The organism is Sphingorhabdus sp. (assembly GCF_035329025.1).
GTDB lineage: Bacteria > Pseudomonadota > Alphaproteobacteria > Sphingomonadales > Sphingomonadaceae > Sphingorhabdus_B.
Genome location: NZ_DAOLHN010000006.1, coordinates 1 through 17,288, shown reverse-complemented (window position 1 = coordinate 17,288; position 17,288 = coordinate 1). Strand labels below are relative to the sequence as shown.

The following is a 17,288-nucleotide window of genomic DNA, read 5'->3' as shown; positions in this document are numbered from 1 at the left end:
CAAGGGATGACGGAAAAAATGCAACTCAAGGCAGATCTTTCAGGCAAACGGGCATTGGTGACAGGCGCATCAAGCGAGGGTTTCGGCGCACATTTTGCACGGGTTCTGGCTGCGAGCAATGCGGAAGTGGTGGTCGCCGCGCGCCGGAGAGAGCCGTTGGAATCGCTGGTCGCTGAAATCCGGAAATCCGGAGGTATGGCTTCAGCCGTTACAATCGACGTTTCGAAATATGCCAGCGTCGAACAGGCAATTGCAGATGCAGGACCTCTCGACATCATCGTCAATAATGCCGGGGTGGAAAAGTCGGGATCGGTTCTGGGGCTGACCGAAGACGATTACGATTATGTCATGGACATCAACCTCAAAGGCGTATGGCAGGTGGCAACAGCCGCCGCCCGGCAAATGCGTGAGCGGGAGCACGGCGGTTCGATCATCAACATTGCCTCGATAACCGGACATCAGGGGATGAAAGGTGCTGCGCCTTACAGCGTTTCCAAGGCGGGGGTGCTGCATATGACACGGCAATTGGCGCAGGAACTGGCGCGCTATGACATCAGGGTGAACTCGATCTCGCCGGGCTATTTTGCGACCGATCTCAACCGCGAGTTCCTGGCATCCGAAGCAGGTGAGGCGATGCGTAAGCGGATTGCGATGCGCCGCTTTGGTGCATTCCCCGATCTGGACGGCGCTTTGCTGTTGCTGGCATCAGATGCATCGCGGTTCATGACCGGCAGCGACATCATAGTCGACGGCGGCCATTTGCTCTATTCGCTGTGAAGCAATGTTGATGTCGCGCAAGTACTATCGGAGGCGCGCGCTCTATACAGGCTGCTGTAGGTAGGCCTGCCTCAACCAACGGTTCGTGGCCGAAGGGCTAGTACAAAACAAAAGCTAATCCGCGATTATGATACCTTCGCGCTGAAGTGCACGACAGGTCCCGGCGGTAAGCTCGAGCATTTCGTGGATGGATTCGCGTATCTGCGGGGACAGTATCAGGCGTCGTGCGGTACGCACCCCGTCCTCCCATTCCAGCAACTTACCGCACAGCAACAGAGAATTGATCCGCCGCCTGACCGTCTCACGAGACAGACCAGTGGCCCGCGCGACGGCGCGTCGGGACACCGGAATTATCCGGTCCTGTTCCACCAGCGCGGTCGAGGCCGCCAACCCCTGTGCGTCCGGCGTCCGGAGCATACGCTGGACGTTGCCCAGCGCGACAGTCAACACGATCAAGACATCATCGTGCCCCAAGTCGAACGCGCGGCGCAGCGTTGCGGCGGTGGCTAGAAACTGGTTCGCTACCAGAAACCCGGAAAGCCGTAGCTTCGCATCGGCAGCATTTGGATCGATCATGAGCATAGCGACACCTTGCATCGACCCGATATGGGTCGGTGTCGGCTAGCAAGTATGGAGCGGGTTTGCCATGCCCTTTGGCACGAAATGCAATCAGGAGGAGACGCGAATGACCTGGACTGAACAGAAGCTTGGCCCGGTTATCGGCAGCGAAGTGACAGGGGTCGACCTCAACAATCTTGATGCGACGCTGATAGATCGATTGCGCGAACGTCTGGCCGAGCGCATGGTTCTGGTTATCCGTGACCAACAACTTGACCGCGATGCGCACAAAGCGGTTGCACGGTTGTTTGGCACCGGAAAGTTGCATCGTCATGCGCTCAATAAGGCGCGCGGCGGTGACGACGAAGAGGTTTATCCCGTGCGTACGACAGGGGAATCTAAAATGACGGCCGGTGAAGGCTGGCACACTGATGTCAGTTGTGATGCTGATCCCATCGCGGCGAGCCTGCTCTACATGCACGAAGCGCCCGCGGGCGGGGGTGGTGACACGGTCTATTCCAGCATGGTCGAGTGCTATGAGCGACTTTCAAAACCGATAAAGGCGTTAGCCGAGGGACTGACGGCGGTACACGATGGTGCCTTTCCCTATCGCCAGATATACGGGCTCGAGCCGGAGCCCGGCCAACACTTCAACCGCACGATCCATCCGGTTGTCATCCGTCATCCGCTGACAGGCAAAAAGCTGTTGTGGGTCAATCGTGGCTTTACCACGCGCATCAATGGTCTGTCGCATGTGGAGAACCGACATATGATGGAATTGTTCTTCCAGCATATTGAATCGACTCTCACCGCCCAATGCCGCGTGCGCTGGGAGGAGCGGACGCTGGTGATTTGGGACAATGTCGCGACCCAGCACCACGCTGTGTGGGATTACTTCCCGAATAGCCGATATGCCGAACGCATTTCAGTAGTCGGTCCGGTTCTCGCGCAAGATTGAGTGTTGGTGGCCGAATGAATCGAAGGCGCCGCTCTAGCTGCAATGCCGATCGGAACTCACCGCAGCTTTGGGTCATCTCCCGGTCAATTTGTACGTGAGTTGTGCGCGACTTCATGCGCGTTCGCTTTTGTCCGAATTCGATGAAACCCGCAGAAAGGCGGGAAAAGGTGGTGCTGCTGGCGAGGATTGAACTCGCGGCCTCTCCCTTACCAAGGGAGTGCTCTACCACTGAGCTACAGCAGCGCCGGAAGAGGCGGCCCTATGCTTAGCGACGCGGCGCTTGTCAAGCCGCTTGCGTGCTTCGTCCGGCTTTGGCATCGGCAAAATATGGAAAAGCAGGATAACAAGTCGCGCGAAGCGAGATTGGCAGAGGCGCTGCGGGCGAATTTGCGACGCAGGAAGGTGCAGGACAGCAGTGTCCGGCGAGAAAAGGGTGAGGAATCTAGCTGTCCGAAATCAGAGGGCTGACTTTCCCGCCCAGAGCCCCGCGTCCGGCCATGGTCGCTTTGGTTAGCGCGGATTTGCCTGCGCGTAACTGGCCCGGGGTTAGACCGGTAAACTGTTTGATCTCGCGCGTCAGATGCGACTGGTCATAAAATGCCAAACCCAGTTCGGTGTCATCCAGACTGTCGCCATGCGCTATGCGGCTTGCCGCCCGCAGCGCCCGGTATTTGCGTGCGAGTTTCTTCGGCGGCATGCCGTAATAGCGTTTGGTCATCCGTTCGAGCTGACGTGGTGACAGGCCGGATTCGGAGATCAAGGAATCAACGTCCGGATCACTGTCATCGACCAGCCAGCGGTCAACGATTGCAGTAAATTCGAACGGCGCGCCATCGACCGCGCGGTAAATTTCTGCAGCCGCCTCGTTGGCCAGTTTGAATTGTTGCACTGGCTCATTCAGAGCAATCAATCGATCGCGCAACTCCATGATGGAATCGCCAAAGACCTGACGCGCATCGAATGCCTTATCGATCCAGTTCGCAGCTTCGGCACCCATCAGTGCGGCCCATCCTGCCGGTAGCATTCCCCAGCCGAAGATGCTGATTGGGCCATCAGATAGCGCTTCGAAAGACTTTGTCGAGGGGCCGATGACAGTGACCGGAAAGGCAGGAACTTCGATATCCGAAAAGCGATATCTTCCCTCGCCGCTGAGGGTGATCCGGAATTGCGCGCGGTCAGCACGCTCGACTTCGCGCAATGCATTACCCGTGTAATCGAAGCGATAAAAAGAAGAGACGAGTTGGCGCAGCGTGTCATCCGGCGCTTCATATTGCAAGTTTATCATTTTCGCGACCAAGGCTCCCTTGGTCATGATGATAGGCAAAAACGCGATAAAAAAAAGGCCTGCCGCAAGGGCAGGCCTCAATAGGTCAAGAACTCGAGTCTTCCGACTTAGAGCCCTTCGGGTCGCAACACACATATGCACCAACTGCGTGACAGTTTCTTGCACGGAATCGTCATTACATCACGTTACGTTTGACATTTGCGGCCAAACTTCAATGAGGGTGCGTCAAAACAAGACGTTATATCGATTGCAAGTTTACATTGCCCACTGCCATAGCGAATCGGTGACCTATCGACTGATCCGTCCCTTGTTGTTCGGCTTAGATGCCGAGTCGGCTCATGGCCTGTCTGTGGCTGCGCTGCGCGCCATGCCCATTGCTGGTTCCTCGGCAAGTAGCCCAATTCTGTCATCAACCCTCGGCGGATTGCATTTTCCGTCCCCTGTAGGGCTGGCACCCGGCTATGATAAAAATGCTGAGATTTTTGCCAAAGCCTATGGTTTGGGTTTTGGCTTTGTCGAAATCGGAACGGTTACGCCGCGTCCACAATCGGGCAATCCACGGCCTCGCTTGTTCCGGCTGGTCGAGGATCGCGCAGTCATCAACCGCATGGGTTTCAACAATGAAGGTATGGAAGCCGCCGCTGTTCGCATCGCGGCTGTTCGACATGATCGGCGATTTGGGCCCCTGGGTATCAACATCGGTGCCAACAAGGACAGCGAGGATCGGACAGCCGATTATGTGACGGCAATGCAGCGGCTGGCGCCACTTGCGGACTATGTGACCGTCAATATCAGTTCGCCCAATACGCCAGGCTTACGGGCGTTGCAGGACAAGGCTGCACTCGATGATTTGTTGCTGCGCGTTCGTGCAGCGGCACCTGATGGCCCTCCGCTGTTCCTGAAAGTTGCACCCGATCTGGAACCGGCGGATATCGATGATATTTCGGCAGTCGCAATCGAACGCGGTATCGATGCCTTGATTGTAAGCAACACGACCATCACGCGCCCACCGCTCCAATCGCGGCATGCGGGTGAAGCGGGAGGGCTGTCAGGCGCTCCTCTCAAGGCATTGGCGCAGCAGCGCCTGATCGACTTCCGTAAGGCGACCGCCGGCAAGGTTCCACTGATTGGCGTGGGCGGTATCGCCTCGGCGGAGGATGCCTATGCGCGCATACGCGCAGGCGCCTCGCTCGTGCAGCTATATAGTGCGCTTGTCTATGAAGGTCCGTTTCTTGCGCGGCGTATTAACAGCGGTTTGGCTACATTGTTGAAGCGCGACGGGTTCGACAATTTTGCGCAGGCAATTGGTGTTGATGTCGATTGAGGCTTTGCCTGACGGATAAGCAGGGTTACGGAATGGGCTTATGAAAAAAATCAGCCTGTTTCTCGTCGCATTTGTTGCGTTCCTTGCCACACCGCTTTCCGCTCAAACGAAGGGTATTGCGAGTTCGGCTGATCCCCGGGCCACTGCAGCCGGAGCTGAAATTCTGGCGAAAGGCGGCTCTGCGGCGGATGCTGCGATGGCGATGATGTTGGCACTGACTGTCGTAGAGCCGCAATCGAGCGGCATCGGCGGCGGCGGCTTCCTGGTCCATTACGACGCTAAGTCCTCGACGATCAGCACAATCAATGGCCGCGAAACTGCGCCTGCAGCGGCTACACCTCAACGCTTTACCGATGCCGATGGCAAACCGCTGCCCTTCTTGCAGGCTTTTCCGGGCGGCAAGTCTGTGGGCGTTCCCGGCAACATCCGGTTGATGGCAGAGGCGCACCGCAAATGGGGTAAGCTCAAATGGGCAGATATATTCAAGCCTGCGATCCGGCTTGCCGATAAAGGCTTTGTCGTGAACCAGACGCTCGAATCGCGTCTGGCAATGATCGAGCGTTTGTGGCCGAAATTCGAGACGGCAAAGTCGATTTACTGGATTGATGGTAAACCTGCCAAGGCGGGTATGACACTGCGCAATCCCCAATTGGCCAAAACGCTGAAGCTGATTGCGAAAAAGGGCCCTGAAGCCTTTTATACGGGAGCGATCGCGAACAGCATTGTCGACAGCGTCATCAAAAGCCCGGTGGCCCCCGGTGACATGACGCTAGCCGATCTCGCCGCCTATAAGGCAGTTGAGCAAAATGCCGTCTGTGCCCCGTATCGCGTTTATGTCATCTGCGGTATGGCTCCCCCCTCGTCGGGCGCGACCACAGTGTTGCAGATCCTCGGCTCGCTCGAGCGCTTCGACATGAAGGCGATGGGCAAGGATGACCCGAAGAGCTGGTTTCTAATCGGGCAGGCGATGCAGCTTGCCTATGCAGACCGCGAAAAATATTTGGGTGACGCTTCGTTCGTGCAGGTTCCGGTCGCCGGCCTGATCGACAAAGCCTATCTGGCTGAGCGTTCCGCTCTCATCGATCCAGCCAGGGCGCGTAGCGACTATCCGGCAGGCAACCCTCCCGGCGCGATGCCGCGCACGGCGGCGATTTCGGGTGAAGTTGCGGGAACGACCCACTTTTCCGCTGTCGACGTCAAAGGCAGCATTGCCAACATGACCTCAACCATCGAAGGGCCGTTTGGCAGCCAGTTGATTGCAGGTGGCTTTTTCCTCAACAATGAACTGACCGACTTCACATTTGCGCCCGAAAAGGATGGCGCGCCGGTCGCCAATCGGGTCGAGGGCGGAAAGCGGCCTTTGTCATCAATGGCACCGACCATCGTGTTCGACCGGGAAGGCAAGCCAGTGCTTGCGCTCGGGTCTGCGGGCGGCAAACGTATAATCATGCACGTCACCAAGACCTTGATCGGCGTGCTGGATTTCGGTCTGCCGCTCAAAGAGGCGATCGCTTTACCCAACATCTATTTTGGCGGCGGTGCCTTGCTGGTCGAAGAAAAGACCGGGCTTTCCGCAATGGCGCAAAATCTCGCCAATTTTGGACAGCCAGTGAAGCCAGAGGATCTGGGATCCAAGGTGAACGGATTGCAGCTTGTCGACGGTAAATGGACGGGTGCTGCAGATCCGCGCAGCGAAGGCAATGTGATTTCGGTCGACAAGCAGGGGCGGCAGACGGTCATTGATGGCAGCAAGTTGCAAGACGGTGCGCCTGCAGCCAGTGTCGGTTGAACCAACCTTGCCTAGCCCGAAAGGCGGCGCTAGCGTTTGAAAGTCAAATGAGTCCGTAAACGGACCACCCCGGGAGAGTTTTGGTGGCTGACAATTTCAACGATTTTGAATCCATTCCCAATCTGGTGAGCATGTTCCTGTCGCGCGCAGCGTTGCGCGGTGAACGCCCCTTCCTTGGCTATAAGCATGGCGACGAATGGCGGACAATCAGCTGGGCAGAAACAGCGCGCCGCGTTGCAGGGCTTGCCAAAAGCCTGAGGGCAATGGGTCTGAAAAAGGGCGACCGGGTGATGCTGGTGTCCGAAAACCGGCCCGAATGGTGCATCGCCGATCTTGGCATCATGGCGGCGGGTTGCGTCACGGTGCCGACCTACATCACCAATACCGAACGCGATCACCAGCATATCCTCGACAACAGCCAGTCACGCGCGGTGATTGTTTCGACCGCCAAGCTAGCCCAGCATCTGATGCCTGCCGTGGTGCGGTCGTCCGAATGTGAATTTGTGATCGGCATGGAACCGCTCAAGGTCACCCAACGTGGCCAGCAAAAGCATCATGATTGGGCCGATCTGGTGCAGGGCACCGATGCCGATGTTGCGGCGCTGACCGAAGAGATGGCGCATGTTGGCCGACGCGAACTTGCCTGCATCATCTATACCAGCGGCACCGGCGGCGCACCGCGTGGGGTAATGCTTCACCATGGTTCGATCATCTGCAATGTCGACGGCGCGGCGCAGGTGCTGCGTGAGGATTTCGGCCTCGACAACGAACGCTTCCTCTCCTTCCTGCCGCTCAGCCACGCTTATGAACATTCGGGCGGACAGTTCCTGCCCATCGGCGTTGGCGCGGAAATCTATTATGCCGAAGGTCTGGAAAAGCTGGCGAGTAACATCGAAGAAACCCAGCCGACGATCATGGTCGTCGTCCCCCGCCTGTTTGAGGTGCTGCGTGCGCGCATGATCAAGCAAGTCGAAAAACAAGGCAAGGTACCGAGCTATTTGCTCGACATGGCGCTCACCATTGGTGAACGTGACTATAGCGGCAAGAAACGCTTCCGCGATGCGCCGATGCGCGCGATCCTCTCGCGTACATTAAAACCAAAGATTCGGGCGCGTTTTGGCGGGCGAATGAAGGCGATGGTGTCGGGCGGTGCGCCGCTCAACCCTGATATCGGCGTGTTCTTCCAGTCGCTGGGTATCACGCTCTTGCAGGGCTATGGGCAGACCGAGAGCGGTCCGGTCGTGAGCTGCAATCGGCCCAAGACCGGGATCAAGATGGACACCGTTGGCGCACCGCTGAAAGGCGTTGAAGTGAAGATCGCCGAGGATGGCGAAATCCTCGTGCGCGGCGAATTGGTGATGCTCGGCTATTGGAACAATGAGGCCGAAACGGCCCGCGTCATCAAGGACGGTTGGCTGCACACCGGCGACATCGGCCATTTCGATGAAAAAGGCCGGATAAAGATTACCGACCGAAAGAAAGATATCATCGTCAATGACAAGGGCGACAATGTTGCGCCGCAAAAGGTGGAGGGTATGCTGACGCTGCAGCCCGAAATATTGCAGGCGATGGTTTCGGGAGACAAGCGACCCTATATTGTCGGTCTGATCGTTCCCGATCCCGAATGGGCGCTCGACTGGGCCCGGGGGCAGGGGATGAAATATGATTTTGCCGAACTTCAGGACAATCCCCAATTCCGTGCGGCAGTGCGGGCAGCCGTAGACCGGGTGAACAAGGACCTGTCGGTAACCGAAAAAGTCCGTCAGTTCGAATTTGCCGATGAACCTTTCACCATCGAAAATGGCGAAATGACACCGAGCATGAAGATCCGGCGTCACATGATCCGCGAGCGTTACAAGGATCGTGTCGACGGGATGTATAAGGGTTAGCCCTCAGACTTCCGGCAGGCTCCAGTCGATTGGAGGAATACCCTTGCTTTCAAGGAAGGCATTGCACTTCGAGAAGTGTCGGCAGCCGAGGAAGCCATTATGCGCCGACAAGGGTGAGGGGTGTGCCGCCTTCAGCACGAGATGCTTCGAGGTATCGACAAAGGCCGCCTTTTTCTGGGCGTAAGCGCCCCAGAGCAGAAATACGACCGGTTCCTCCTTGGCATTGACCAGCCGGATAACCGCATCGGTGAAGCGTTCCCAGCCCTTGCCTTGGTGTGAGGCCGCTTTGGCCATTTCAACGGTGAGCACGCTGTTGAGCAACAACACGCCTTGCTGTGCCCAATGCTCAAGAAAGCCGTGGCGCGGGCGTTCAATGCCCAGGTCTGATTGCAGTTCCTTGTAGATATTCACAAGACTGGGAGGAGGGGGAACGCCGGGCTTTACGCTGAAGCACAGCCCATGCGCCTGCCCCGGACCGTGATAGGGATCCTGCCCCAAGATCACCACGCGAACCTTGTCCAATGGCGTCAGGTCCATTGCGCGGAACCATTCGGCGCCCTTCGGAAAAATCCGTTTCCCCGCAGCCTTTTCAGCCACCAGGAAGGAACGCAACTGCGCCATATAGTCCGCGTCGAACTCGGGCCGAAGTGGCGCCTTCCAGCTTGCGTGCAGGGCTATGCTGTCGCTCATTCGGAGGTCGAATCAGCCTTTGCCAGCGCAGCTGTCCAGGCTTCGGTTTCCTTTTTGCTGGCAGGGCCCAGCAACTCCATCGCGTGGCGCAGGCGTTCGCGGAGGATGTCGCGGCCGAGATGGGTGATCGCGTCAAACAGCGGAACGCCCTGCGGTGCGCCCAGCACTGCAAGATAGAAGGCGCGGATCATGTCTTTCAGTTTGATCTCGAGCGCAGTTGCGGTCTTGCGCAGCGCAGCATCGACACCTTCCTTGTTCCATTCAATCATCGCGTCGAACTGCTGCAGTGCGAGGGTATAGGCCGCGCGCTGCTGGTCTGTTTCGATCTTCACGCCGTCGCGCAGTTTTTCGGCCGTCAGGCTTTCGATGCGGTTCATGAAGAAGGGCGCCACAAGCGCACCCAGATCACCCAGCTTGACGATCCGGCTTTGCGCCATTTCGGCGATCGGCAGCAGATATTCGTCATTGAGCGCCCATTTGCGCACTTCGCCAAGAAATTGCTCGGTGGTCAGCTCCTCGCGCATGTAGCGGCCGTTCAGCCAATCCAGCTTGGAAGTGTCGAACACCGGCCCGCCGAGCGAGATGTTCGCGACATCAAAGCCGTCGATCAGTTCCTGCAGCGACGTCTTCTCATCCTCTTCACTTGCGCTCTTGATGAACAGCCCAAGGAAATTCTGCATGGCGGCGGGGAGGTAACCCGCGCGCTGATAGTAAAGGATGCTCGTCGGGTTCTTGCGCTTCGACAATTTCGACCGGTCGGCATTGCGCAAAAGCGGCAGGTGGGTCAGCACCGGCGGCTCCCAACCGAAATATTGATAGAGCAACAAATGTTTGGGTGCAGAACTAATCCACTCCTCGCCGCGCATCACATGGGTGATGCCCATCAGGTGATCGTCGACGACATTGGCGAGGTGATAGGTCGGCAGGCCATCCGATTTCATCAGCACCTGCATATCGACCACCGAATATTCAAACTCGATCGGCCCGCGCAGCGTATCCTGCACCACGCATACGCCCTCGTTAGGGACCATCATGCGCACGACATGGCTCATGCCCTTGGCATCGCGCTCGGCACATTCCGCCTGCGTCAGCTTGGCACAGCGACCATCATATTTGGGCGGTTGCTTCGCAGCCATCTGCTGCGCGCGCATGCTCGCCAGTTCTTCGGGCGTGCAATAGCATTTGAAGGCGTGGCCATCGTTGAGCAGGCGGTTGCAATGCTCGGTATAGATCGCGCTGCGTTCGGACTGGCGATAGGGACCGTGCGGACCGCCGACATCTGGGCCTTCATCCCAGCTCAAACCCAGCCAACGCAGCGAATCGAGAATTTTCTCTTCGGATTCACGGGTCGAGCGCACCTGATCGGTATCCTCGATGCGCAGCAGGAATTGCCCGCCATGTTTTTTGGCAAAGCAATAGTTGATGAGAGCAATATAGGCGGTGCCGACGTGCGGATCGCCGGTGGGCGAGGGGGCGACACGGGTGCGGACGGGTTTGGTGATTTCTGTCATGCGGCGGGCCTCTACCAAGCTGCAACCATCTTGTCATCTTTGCGGTTCAACGGCAGAGCAGCCAAAAGCCAAAGGACAATCAGATGCAAATCAGCCGCCGCAGTTTCAATTTCGGTCTTGGAAGCCTCGCATTCGCAGGAATTGCCGAGCGGGCCTGCGCACAAATCCCGCCTGCAGCGCGTAGCGAAGTGCCGGGCTATGGTGCTTTGGTCCGCGATCCGAACAATCTGATCGACTTGCCCAAGGGCTTTTCCTACCGCGTGATTTCGCGCTTCGGCAACATCATGGACGACGGCTTCCTCGTCCCCAGCGCAGGCGACGGCATGGGCGCGTTTGCGGCCGGGAAGGGCAAGGTTGCGCTCGTTCGCAACCATGAACTCAATATCCGCGACGGGCGCTTCGGGCCGTTCACCGGCAAGGTGGCAGAGGATTTCGCGGCTTATGACCGCGGCAAGGATGGCATGCCTTTGCCGGGCGGAACGACGACGCTGATCTATGACCTCAAATCGCAGCGCGTCGAAAAGCAGTGGCTCAGTCTTTCAGGCACGATCCGCAATTGCGCGGGCGGGATCACGCCCTGGGGCAGCTGGCTCACCTGTGAGGAGAACGTGACACGTGCCGGCGAAACGGTCGGTAAGGATCATGGCTATATCTTCGAAGTGCCGTCAAACCATATGGGGCTGGTCGCGCCGGTGCCGCTGAAGGCGATGGGCCGTTTCAACCATGAAGCTGCCTGCGTCGATCCACGCACCGGCATTGTCTATCTGACCGAAGATCGCGACGACAGTTTGCTCTATCGTTTTCTGCCCGATGCAAAAGGTGAGCTCGCCAAGGGTGGGCGGTTGGAAGCACTGGTGCTGGATGGCATAGGTGATAGCCGGAACTGGAGTGAGGCAGCCGTTACACGCGGAAAGGCCTATACTCCGCGATGGATCGCACTCGACAATCCTGAGGCACCCGAAGACGATTTGCGCAAACGCGGTGCGACCAAAGGCGCAACTTTGTTTGCGCGCGGCGAGGGCGTCTGGTGGGGCAGGGATGAGCTCTATTTCGCCTGCACGGATGGTGGTGCCGCCAAATATGGCCAGATCTACCGCCTGAAACCGGGCGTCAACGGCGCGGCAGACCAGCTCGACCTGTTCTACGAATCCACCGACGCCGCCGCCTATAATTATGGCGACAATCTCTGCGTGATGCCGACGGGCCACCTGATGGTCTGCGAAGACCAATATACCGACATTGTCGATAATCATCTGCGCGGCATCACGCCTGCTGGAGAGGCTTATGTCTTTGCCAAAAGCCGGGTGCAGACCGAATTTGCCGGCGCCTGCTTCTCGCCTGACGGCTCAACCTTCTTCGTCAACCTGATGTGGCCGACGATGACACTGGCGATTACGGGGCCGTGGGGGCGGGTGAAGGCCAGCTAAATTGGCTTAGGCCAATTTCCGCGCCCCATGCTTCGCCGTCATCCGGTGCAAGCCGCCGAGGCGCGGGATGCGTTGCTTCACTGTTTCGACAAAGCGCCATTCGCTGGTGGTGCGTTCGGGGGTGAGTTCGATCAGCATGTAGCCGCGACGGCTGCTGTCCATCCATTTCAGGCCCTTGTTGCTGGCCATCACGCCTTTCGCCACGGTCGCCGGGGACGCGCCGGTGAAATAGGTTTCGAAACCGGGTGAGCTGACACTTTGGCCTGCCAGTTCGACGCCTGCCGCCTTGCCATCATGCCGAAGGTCAAAGGCCCATGCATTGTGGCTGTCTCCGGTCAGCACGACAAGGTCGGCCTTGGATTTCTGCGCAGCGGAAAGCGAACGCGCCCGTGCCTCCGGATAACCATCCCACGCATCCAGATTGGCGGGGATTCCGGCCTTGGCGGCCATCGCCCCACGCCGGACGCGCGCCTTGGCGAAATCGGGCGCATCGGGGGCGAGCCAATCGACCGTGGCGTCGGGCTGCAGAATCGTTCCCATGATTGTCTGTTGCGCCCAGATATTCCACTTCGCCTTGCTGTTTTGGAATCCGCTGCTCAGCCAGCCCTCCTGGGCTTGGCCCAGCATCGTGCGATCGGTCGCTTGCCAATCGCCTTGGGTAAAGCCCTTGATCGCCGCCAGCGTCGCGGCCTGATCAGCGCCCTTGGGGATTTGCAGTTCGGCAGGCTTGGACCGCGCGCCGATGCGGCTTTCGGTCATGAAGATTTGGGCGAGGTCGCCGACGCGATAGCCGGTCCAGCGCTCGCCCGCGTCCAGATCGCGCACCGGCATCCATTCGCGATAGGCCTTTTCGGCAGCGGCTTTGCGCGTCTGCCAGTCGCCCTCATTCACCTGATGGTTCTGTGCGCCATCGGCATAGGCATCATTGGCGAATTCATGGTCGTCCCACATGCACAGCATCGGCGCTCGGGCGTGGATTGCTTGCAGATCAGTGTCCGCACGATAGCTGGCATAGCGCAGGCGATAGTCGGCGAGGCTGACAATCTCGTTCGCAGGCTCGATCAGGCGACCGGCGACGGTGTCCTTGGCCGAAGGATAATCGCCGCGCTGATATTCATAGATATAATCGCCGAGGTGGAGCGCGATGTCGAAATCTCCGACTTGGGCTGCATGGGCATAGGCGTTGAACCAGCCAAAGGGCATGTTCGAACAGGAAAAAACTGCCATGCGATACTTGTCGATCCCGCCTTCGGGCAAGGTGCGGGTCTGGCCGATGGGGGAGATGCTGCCGTCGGGGGCGATGAAGCGGTAATAATAGGCCCGGCCCGGTGCCAGCCCGCGCAGGATAGCCTTTGCGGTATAATCGCGGCCCGGTGCTGCAACAGTTTCCGCGCCCGCGATGATCGAACGGAAATCGGGGTTTTCGCTGATCTCTGCGCGCAATTTGGTGTCGGTCAGATCGGAGACGAAGCGCGTCCACAGCAGCACCGAATTTTGCGACGGCTCCCCGCTCGCCACACCGTGGCTAAAGCCTTTGGTGAGCGCCGCTTGCATCGCCGCCAGCGCCCCACCCTGAAGGCCAAGCGCCCCCAGCCCAAACATACCGGTTTTCAAAAGCAGGCGGCGGTCGAAAGGAACGGTCATATGGTTATCCTAAAAAGCCAAGAAACAGCAAAGTCATCGCAAAAAGTGTAAGGATGATGACAACGCTGATGAGGAGCAGCAGCGTGCGGACGATTGCGCCTGCGCGGCTCAGATCATAACTGTAGCGCAGCTGCTTGTAGATATGGACAGGCGGAACGACCGCGAAGAGCAGGAATGCCAGTCCGTTGCCGAATGCGGTCCGGCCCAGCAATGTCACGACGATGAACAACAGCGACATGAAAGCGATCGAATAGGTCGCGAAAACGGCGTGATCGTAAAAGCGGTGGCCGCGCACGCCCAATGTGACCAGCCAGACAAAGGGCACCGATAGCGGGATCAGCAGCCAGGCGAATTTATAGCCGTTCGACTGCAGCTTGTAGAGCGTGAGGCTGGGGTTCGAGATCATCTTGGCCCCGCCCTTGTTGAGCAGGTTATTGAGCCATGCCGATCCAGTCTCGGCCTTGTTGAAGGTCAGGCTGCCTGTCTCTCCGGTCTTGATGCGCGCGCCGACATCGTCATAGATCGGGGCACCCGTGGTCGCATAAGCGAGGCCGTTGCGTTCGGATTTCAGCTGCTTCAGCTGGTTCTCGACCTTTTGCCGTTCGGCCGCAGCGAGGGGCGGCGGGCCTGCCAGCTGCTTTTCGGCTTCGGCAATTTCCTTGTCCAGCCGGGCGGTGCTGACCTTTGCCCAGTTGTTGTTGATATTGGTGCCGCCGCCGCCGGTGAAGCTGAACACCGCGAACATCAGGAAGATGGCAAACAGGAACAGCGCCATCGGCGACACGAATTTGGCGCGCTCGCCATGGACATAGCGGCGGGTGAGCTCACCGGGTTTGAGCAACAGCATCGGCAGCGTGCGCCACAGCTTGCCGTCGAAATGCAGCACCGAGTGCAATATGTCGTGCCAGATCGCCGACAGCGTCCGGTGCACCTGCGCCTTTTGCCCGCACGATGCGCAAAAGGGGCCGTTCAGGGCAGCGCCACAGTTGAGGCAAGTGCCTTCCGAAGTTGCAGCTGCGCTTCCTTGCGATGGTTCCACGGCAGCGCCCAGCAAGGCACCCTCGATAGCCGTTCCGGCTGCGTCCAATTCCCCTGACATAGGCTGGATGTATCATCGCATTCGGGTGCTGGAAAGTCTGACTGTCGGCGCATAGTAATGGCTTGCCTTTTGGAACCATTTCGCCAGTTTGGCGCGAGATGAAATAAGAGGGGATACCATGCCAAGCCTGACCGCGCGCCTTATTGCTTCACTGTTCCGGATGACCGGATCATTGCGCAAGCGCTATTCGGACGGCCCCGATTTCCTGAAATTTATCGAACAAAGCCGCGTGGAACAGCAATATCCCGATGCCAAGATGCGCAAGCGGCTTGATGTGCGCGAAAGCACTTATGAGGGGCGCAAGATCTTCCGCATCGCGCCGCGTGACCGGCCGGTGGCGGGGTATATGCTTTACTGGCATGGCGGTGGCTATGTCTATCCGGCGGTTGATATCCACTGGAAGTTCCTCGCCCATATGGCCGAAAAGCACGGCATCGTCACCACCGCGCCGCTCTATCCGCTGGCACCCGAGGCATCGGCGGAGGAAGCGGTCGAATGGGCGATGAAATTCTACCGCGAGTTTACGCCCGACAGGGCAGGGCCCTTTGTGATGGGCGGGGATTCGGCAGGCGGCGGGCTGTGCGCGGCGGTTGTGCAGGCGGCGCGAGACGAAGGGCGGCTGCTGCCCAAAGGCCTGATCCTGATCTGCCCCTGGCTCGACATTTCGGTTTCGCATCCCGATCAGCCGGCAATCGAACCGCGCGACTGCGTGCTGACCATAAACGGAACCCACGCCGCCGCGAAACTCTATGCTCGAGAGCTGCCGCTCAGCGATCCAAAGGTCAGCCCGCTGTTCGGCAATTGGGAAGGTCTTCCGCCGATGCTGATGTTCGGCGGCGGCGACGACATATTGGTTCCCGATGCACGGGCGTTGAAAGCCAAGCTGCCCTCAATCGACTATGTCGAGGAAGCCGGGATGATGCACGACTGGCCCATCTTCTTCCTGCGCGAAAGCAGGGCTGCACAGGCGCAGATGGCCGAGTTCATAGTGCGAAATAGCGTGTGAGGTAGTGCGCTGTCGCGGCACTCCTTGACGCTTGACCACCCGAGACATTGCCGCTAATGGCCCGCCTTCCCGAAAGCGCGAGGAGTGATTCTCCGCGCCTGAAAGGAAAACCCACATAGGCTGAACATTGTTCGACAGGCCGGGCGGAACAAAGGCTGGAGCCTCCGCCGCCACAACGTCTTGTCGCGCAAAGTAACCAACTTATTTTCAAGGTGAAGATATGCCGACTATTAACCAGCTGGTCCGCAAGGGCCGCGTCCCGCAGAAGGCCAAGTCAAAGGTCCCTGCAATGGATCAGAACCCGCAAAAGCGCGGTGTCTGCACCCGTGTTTATACCACGACTCCGAAAAAGCCAAACTCGGCTCTTCGTAAGGTTGCCAAGATCCGTCTGACCAACCAGCGCGAAGTCATTTCCTACATCCCGGGCGAAGGCCACAACCTGCAGGAGCACAGCGTTGTGCTTATCCGCGGTGGCCGTGTTCGCGACCTTCCCGGTGTCCGTTATCACGTCCTGCGCGGCGTGCTCGACACACAGGGCGTCAAGGACCGCAAGCAGTCGCGTTCGAAATACGGCGCGAAGCGTCCTAAGTAAGATCGGGAGAATAGAAAATGTCACGTCGTCGTCGTCCCGAAAAGCGCGTCATCCTTCCTGATCCGAAGTTCGGGGATCTGGTGCTTTCGAAATTCATGAACAACCTGATGCTCGATGGTAAGAAGTCCGTCGCCGAACGCATCGTCTATGGCGCGCTCGAAACCGTCGAAGCCAAGGCGAAGAAAGATCCGGTGCAGACCTTCCACGATGCGCTGAACAATGTGAAGCCCGGCATCGAAGTCCGTAGCCGCCGTGTTGGTGGTGCGACCTATCAGGTTCCCTGCGAAGTTCGCCCCGAGCGTGCGCAGGCCCTCGCCATCCGTTGGCTGATCTCGGCTGCACGCAACCGCAGCGAAACCACCATGGCTGCCCGTCTTTCGGGTGAGCTTCTGGATGCTGCCAACAACCGTGGCAATGCCGTCAAGAAACGCGAAGACACGCACCGTATGGCAGAAGCCAACCGCGCCTTCGCACACTATCGCTGGTAATTGGCCTAGCCAGTCCACGATAGCGTCACAAACGCACATTAGGGGGCCGGTTGCTGACCGGCCCCCGCAACTATAGGGCCATAAGGGCCCTCTCACTGGAGTGAAGACCATGGCACGCAGCCATCCGTTGGAAAAATATCGCAATTTCGGCATCATGGCGCACATCGATGCCGGTAAGACTACGACTACCGAGCGTATCCTTTACTACACCGGCAAGTCCTACAAGATCGGCGAAGTCCATGACGGCGCCG

Annotated in this window: 16 protein-coding genes and 1 tRNA gene; 10 read left to right on the top strand and 7 right to left on the bottom strand. The window is 58.5% G+C overall.

Going from position 1 to position 17,288, the window contains the following annotated elements; all coding sequences use genetic code 11:
- Positions 1–18: 18 nt before the first annotated feature.
- Positions 19–777 carry an SDR family oxidoreductase gene (locus PKC81_RS02540; RefSeq protein WP_324333068.1) on the top strand — a complete coding sequence of 253 codons (759 nt, stop codon included), beginning with the start codon at positions 19–21 and terminating at the stop codon, positions 775–777.
- A 114-nt stretch (positions 778–891) separates the two neighbouring features.
- Here the strand turns inward: PKC81_RS02540 and PKC81_RS02535 are convergent, their stop codons facing one another.
- A complete protein-coding gene (locus tag PKC81_RS02535; protein ID WP_324333067.1) occupies positions 892–1,374 on the bottom strand; it encodes a hypothetical protein in 483 nt (160 codons plus the stop codon).
- Positions 1,375–1,462: 88 nt separating this feature from the next.
- Between PKC81_RS02535 and PKC81_RS02530 the strand changes: the two genes are divergently transcribed.
- Positions 1,463–2,293 carry a TauD/TfdA family dioxygenase gene (locus tag PKC81_RS02530; RefSeq protein WP_324333066.1) on the top strand — a complete coding sequence of 277 codons (831 nt, stop codon included), beginning with the start codon at positions 1,463–1,465 and terminating at the stop codon, positions 2,291–2,293.
- A 168-nt stretch (positions 2,294–2,461) separates the two neighbouring features.
- Here PKC81_RS02530 and PKC81_RS02525 read toward each other — a convergent pair.
- Together PKC81_RS02525 and PKC81_RS02520 are read right to left on the bottom strand one after the other, a co-directional pair.
- Positions 2,462–2,536 (bottom strand) — tRNA-Thr (locus PKC81_RS02525).
- A 199-nt stretch (positions 2,537–2,735) separates the two neighbouring features.
- On the bottom strand, positions 2,736–3,605 hold the full coding sequence (locus PKC81_RS02520) for a helix-turn-helix domain-containing protein (RefSeq protein ID WP_324333065.1): 870 nt from the start codon (positions 3,603–3,605) through the stop codon (positions 2,736–2,738).
- A 256-nt stretch (positions 3,606–3,861) separates the two neighbouring features.
- On the opposite strand from PKC81_RS02520, the gene PKC81_RS02515 reads away from it, so the two are divergent.
- From PKC81_RS02515 to PKC81_RS02505, 3 genes are all read left to right on the top strand, one after another.
- Positions 3,862–4,902: a quinone-dependent dihydroorotate dehydrogenase gene (locus PKC81_RS02515; protein ID WP_324333064.1), complete on the top strand. Its 1,041-nt coding sequence runs from the start codon at positions 3,862–3,864 to the stop codon at positions 4,900–4,902.
- A gap of 40 nt (positions 4,903–4,942) precedes the next feature.
- Entirely contained in the window at positions 4,943–6,691 is a 1,749-nt protein-coding gene (gene ggt / locus PKC81_RS02510; RefSeq protein ID WP_324333063.1) for a gamma-glutamyltransferase, read from the top strand.
- A gap of 131 nt (positions 6,692–6,822) precedes the next feature.
- Positions 6,823–8,580, top strand: coding sequence for an AMP-dependent synthetase/ligase (locus PKC81_RS02505; protein WP_324333131.1), 1,758 nt, complete (start codon positions 6,823–6,825; stop codon positions 8,578–8,580).
- Between the two features lie 3 nt (positions 8,581–8,583).
- Here the strand turns inward: PKC81_RS02505 and ung are convergent, their stop codons facing one another.
- Both ung and gltX read right to left on the bottom strand, forming a co-directional pair.
- Positions 8,584–9,270, bottom strand: coding sequence for a uracil-DNA glycosylase (ung, locus tag PKC81_RS02500; RefSeq protein WP_324333062.1), 687 nt, complete (start codon positions 9,268–9,270; stop codon positions 8,584–8,586).
- On the bottom strand, positions 9,267–10,781 hold the full coding sequence (gltX, locus tag PKC81_RS02495) for a glutamate--tRNA ligase (RefSeq protein WP_324333061.1): 1,515 nt from the start codon (positions 10,779–10,781) through the stop codon (positions 9,267–9,269). The genes ung and gltX overlap by 4 nt, the downstream gene beginning before the upstream one ends.
- Positions 10,782–10,864: 83 nt before the next feature.
- Between gltX and PKC81_RS02490 the strand changes: the two genes are divergently transcribed.
- Entirely contained in the window at positions 10,865–12,208 is a 1,344-nt protein-coding gene (locus PKC81_RS02490) for an alkaline phosphatase PhoX (RefSeq protein WP_324333060.1), read from the top strand.
- Positions 12,209–12,214: 6 nt separating this feature from the next.
- Here the strand turns inward: PKC81_RS02490 and PKC81_RS02485 are convergent, their stop codons facing one another.
- Together PKC81_RS02485 and PKC81_RS02480 are read right to left on the bottom strand one after the other, a co-directional pair.
- Positions 12,215–13,852: an alkaline phosphatase D family protein gene (locus PKC81_RS02485; RefSeq protein WP_324333059.1), complete on the bottom strand. Its 1,638-nt coding sequence runs from the start codon at positions 13,850–13,852 to the stop codon at positions 12,215–12,217.
- Between the two features lie 4 nt (positions 13,853–13,856).
- The gene (locus tag PKC81_RS02480) at positions 13,857–14,951 is read right to left on the bottom strand and encodes a DUF3667 domain-containing protein (protein WP_324333058.1); all 1,095 of its coding nucleotides are present in this window, start codon (positions 14,949–14,951) and stop codon (positions 13,857–13,859) included.
- Positions 14,952–15,069: 118 nt separating this feature from the next.
- Between PKC81_RS02480 and PKC81_RS02475 the strand changes: the two genes are divergently transcribed.
- The 4 genes from PKC81_RS02475 to PKC81_RS02460 all read left to right on the top strand — a co-directional run.
- Entirely contained in the window at positions 15,070–15,957 is an 888-nt protein-coding gene (locus PKC81_RS02475) for an alpha/beta hydrolase (protein ID WP_324333057.1), read from the top strand.
- Between the two features lie 220 nt (positions 15,958–16,177).
- The gene (gene rpsL / locus PKC81_RS02470; RefSeq protein WP_298596740.1) at positions 16,178–16,549 is read left to right on the top strand and encodes a 30S ribosomal protein S12; all 372 of its coding nucleotides are present in this window, start codon (positions 16,178–16,180) and stop codon (positions 16,547–16,549) included.
- A 17-nt stretch (positions 16,550–16,566) separates the two neighbouring features.
- Positions 16,567–17,037, top strand: a complete 471-nt coding sequence (gene rpsG / locus PKC81_RS02465) for a 30S ribosomal protein S7 (protein WP_324333056.1) — start codon at positions 16,567–16,569, stop codon at positions 17,035–17,037.
- Between the two features lie 109 nt (positions 17,038–17,146).
- A partial coding sequence (locus tag PKC81_RS02460) for a GTP-binding protein (RefSeq protein ID WP_324333130.1) occupies positions 17,147–17,288 on the top strand: 142 nt, incomplete at its 3' end.

Bases quoted from the DNA above. Each gene is read 5' to 3' on its own strand.
- PKC81_RS02540 (WP_324333068.1), top strand. From the start codon at position 19: ATGCAACTCAAGGCAGATCTTTCAGGCAAACGGGCATTGGTGACAGGC.
- PKC81_RS02535 (WP_324333067.1), bottom strand. From the start codon at position 1,374: ATGCAAGGTGTCGCTATGCTCATGATCGATCCAAATGCTGCCGATGCG.
- PKC81_RS02530 (WP_324333066.1), top strand. From the start codon at position 1,463: ATGACCTGGACTGAACAGAAGCTTGGCCCGGTTATCGGCAGCGAAGTG.
- PKC81_RS02520 (WP_324333065.1), bottom strand. From the start codon at position 3,605: ATGACCAAGGGAGCCTTGGTCGCGAAAATGATAAACTTGCAATATGAA.
- ggt (WP_324333063.1), top strand. From the start codon at position 4,943: ATGAAAAAAATCAGCCTGTTTCTCGTCGCATTTGTTGCGTTCCTTGCC.
- PKC81_RS02505 (WP_324333131.1), top strand. From the start codon at position 6,823: ATGTTCCTGTCGCGCGCAGCGTTGCGCGGTGAACGCCCCTTCCTTGGC.
- ung (WP_324333062.1), bottom strand. From the start codon at position 9,270: ATGAGCGACAGCATAGCCCTGCACGCAAGCTGGAAGGCGCCACTTCGG.
- gltX (WP_324333061.1), bottom strand. From the start codon at position 10,781: ATGACAGAAATCACCAAACCCGTCCGCACCCGTGTCGCCCCCTCGCCC.
- PKC81_RS02490 (WP_324333060.1), top strand. From the start codon at position 10,865: ATGCAAATCAGCCGCCGCAGTTTCAATTTCGGTCTTGGAAGCCTCGCA.
- PKC81_RS02485 (WP_324333059.1), bottom strand. From the start codon at position 13,852: ATGACCGTTCCTTTCGACCGCCGCCTGCTTTTGAAAACCGGTATGTTT.
- PKC81_RS02480 (WP_324333058.1), bottom strand. From the start codon at position 14,951: ATGTCAGGGGAATTGGACGCAGCCGGAACGGCTATCGAGGGTGCCTTG.
- PKC81_RS02475 (WP_324333057.1), top strand. From the start codon at position 15,070: ATGCCAAGCCTGACCGCGCGCCTTATTGCTTCACTGTTCCGGATGACC.
- rpsL (WP_298596740.1), top strand. From the start codon at position 16,178: ATGCCGACTATTAACCAGCTGGTCCGCAAGGGCCGCGTCCCGCAGAAG.
- rpsG (WP_324333056.1), top strand. From the start codon at position 16,567: ATGTCACGTCGTCGTCGTCCCGAAAAGCGCGTCATCCTTCCTGATCCG.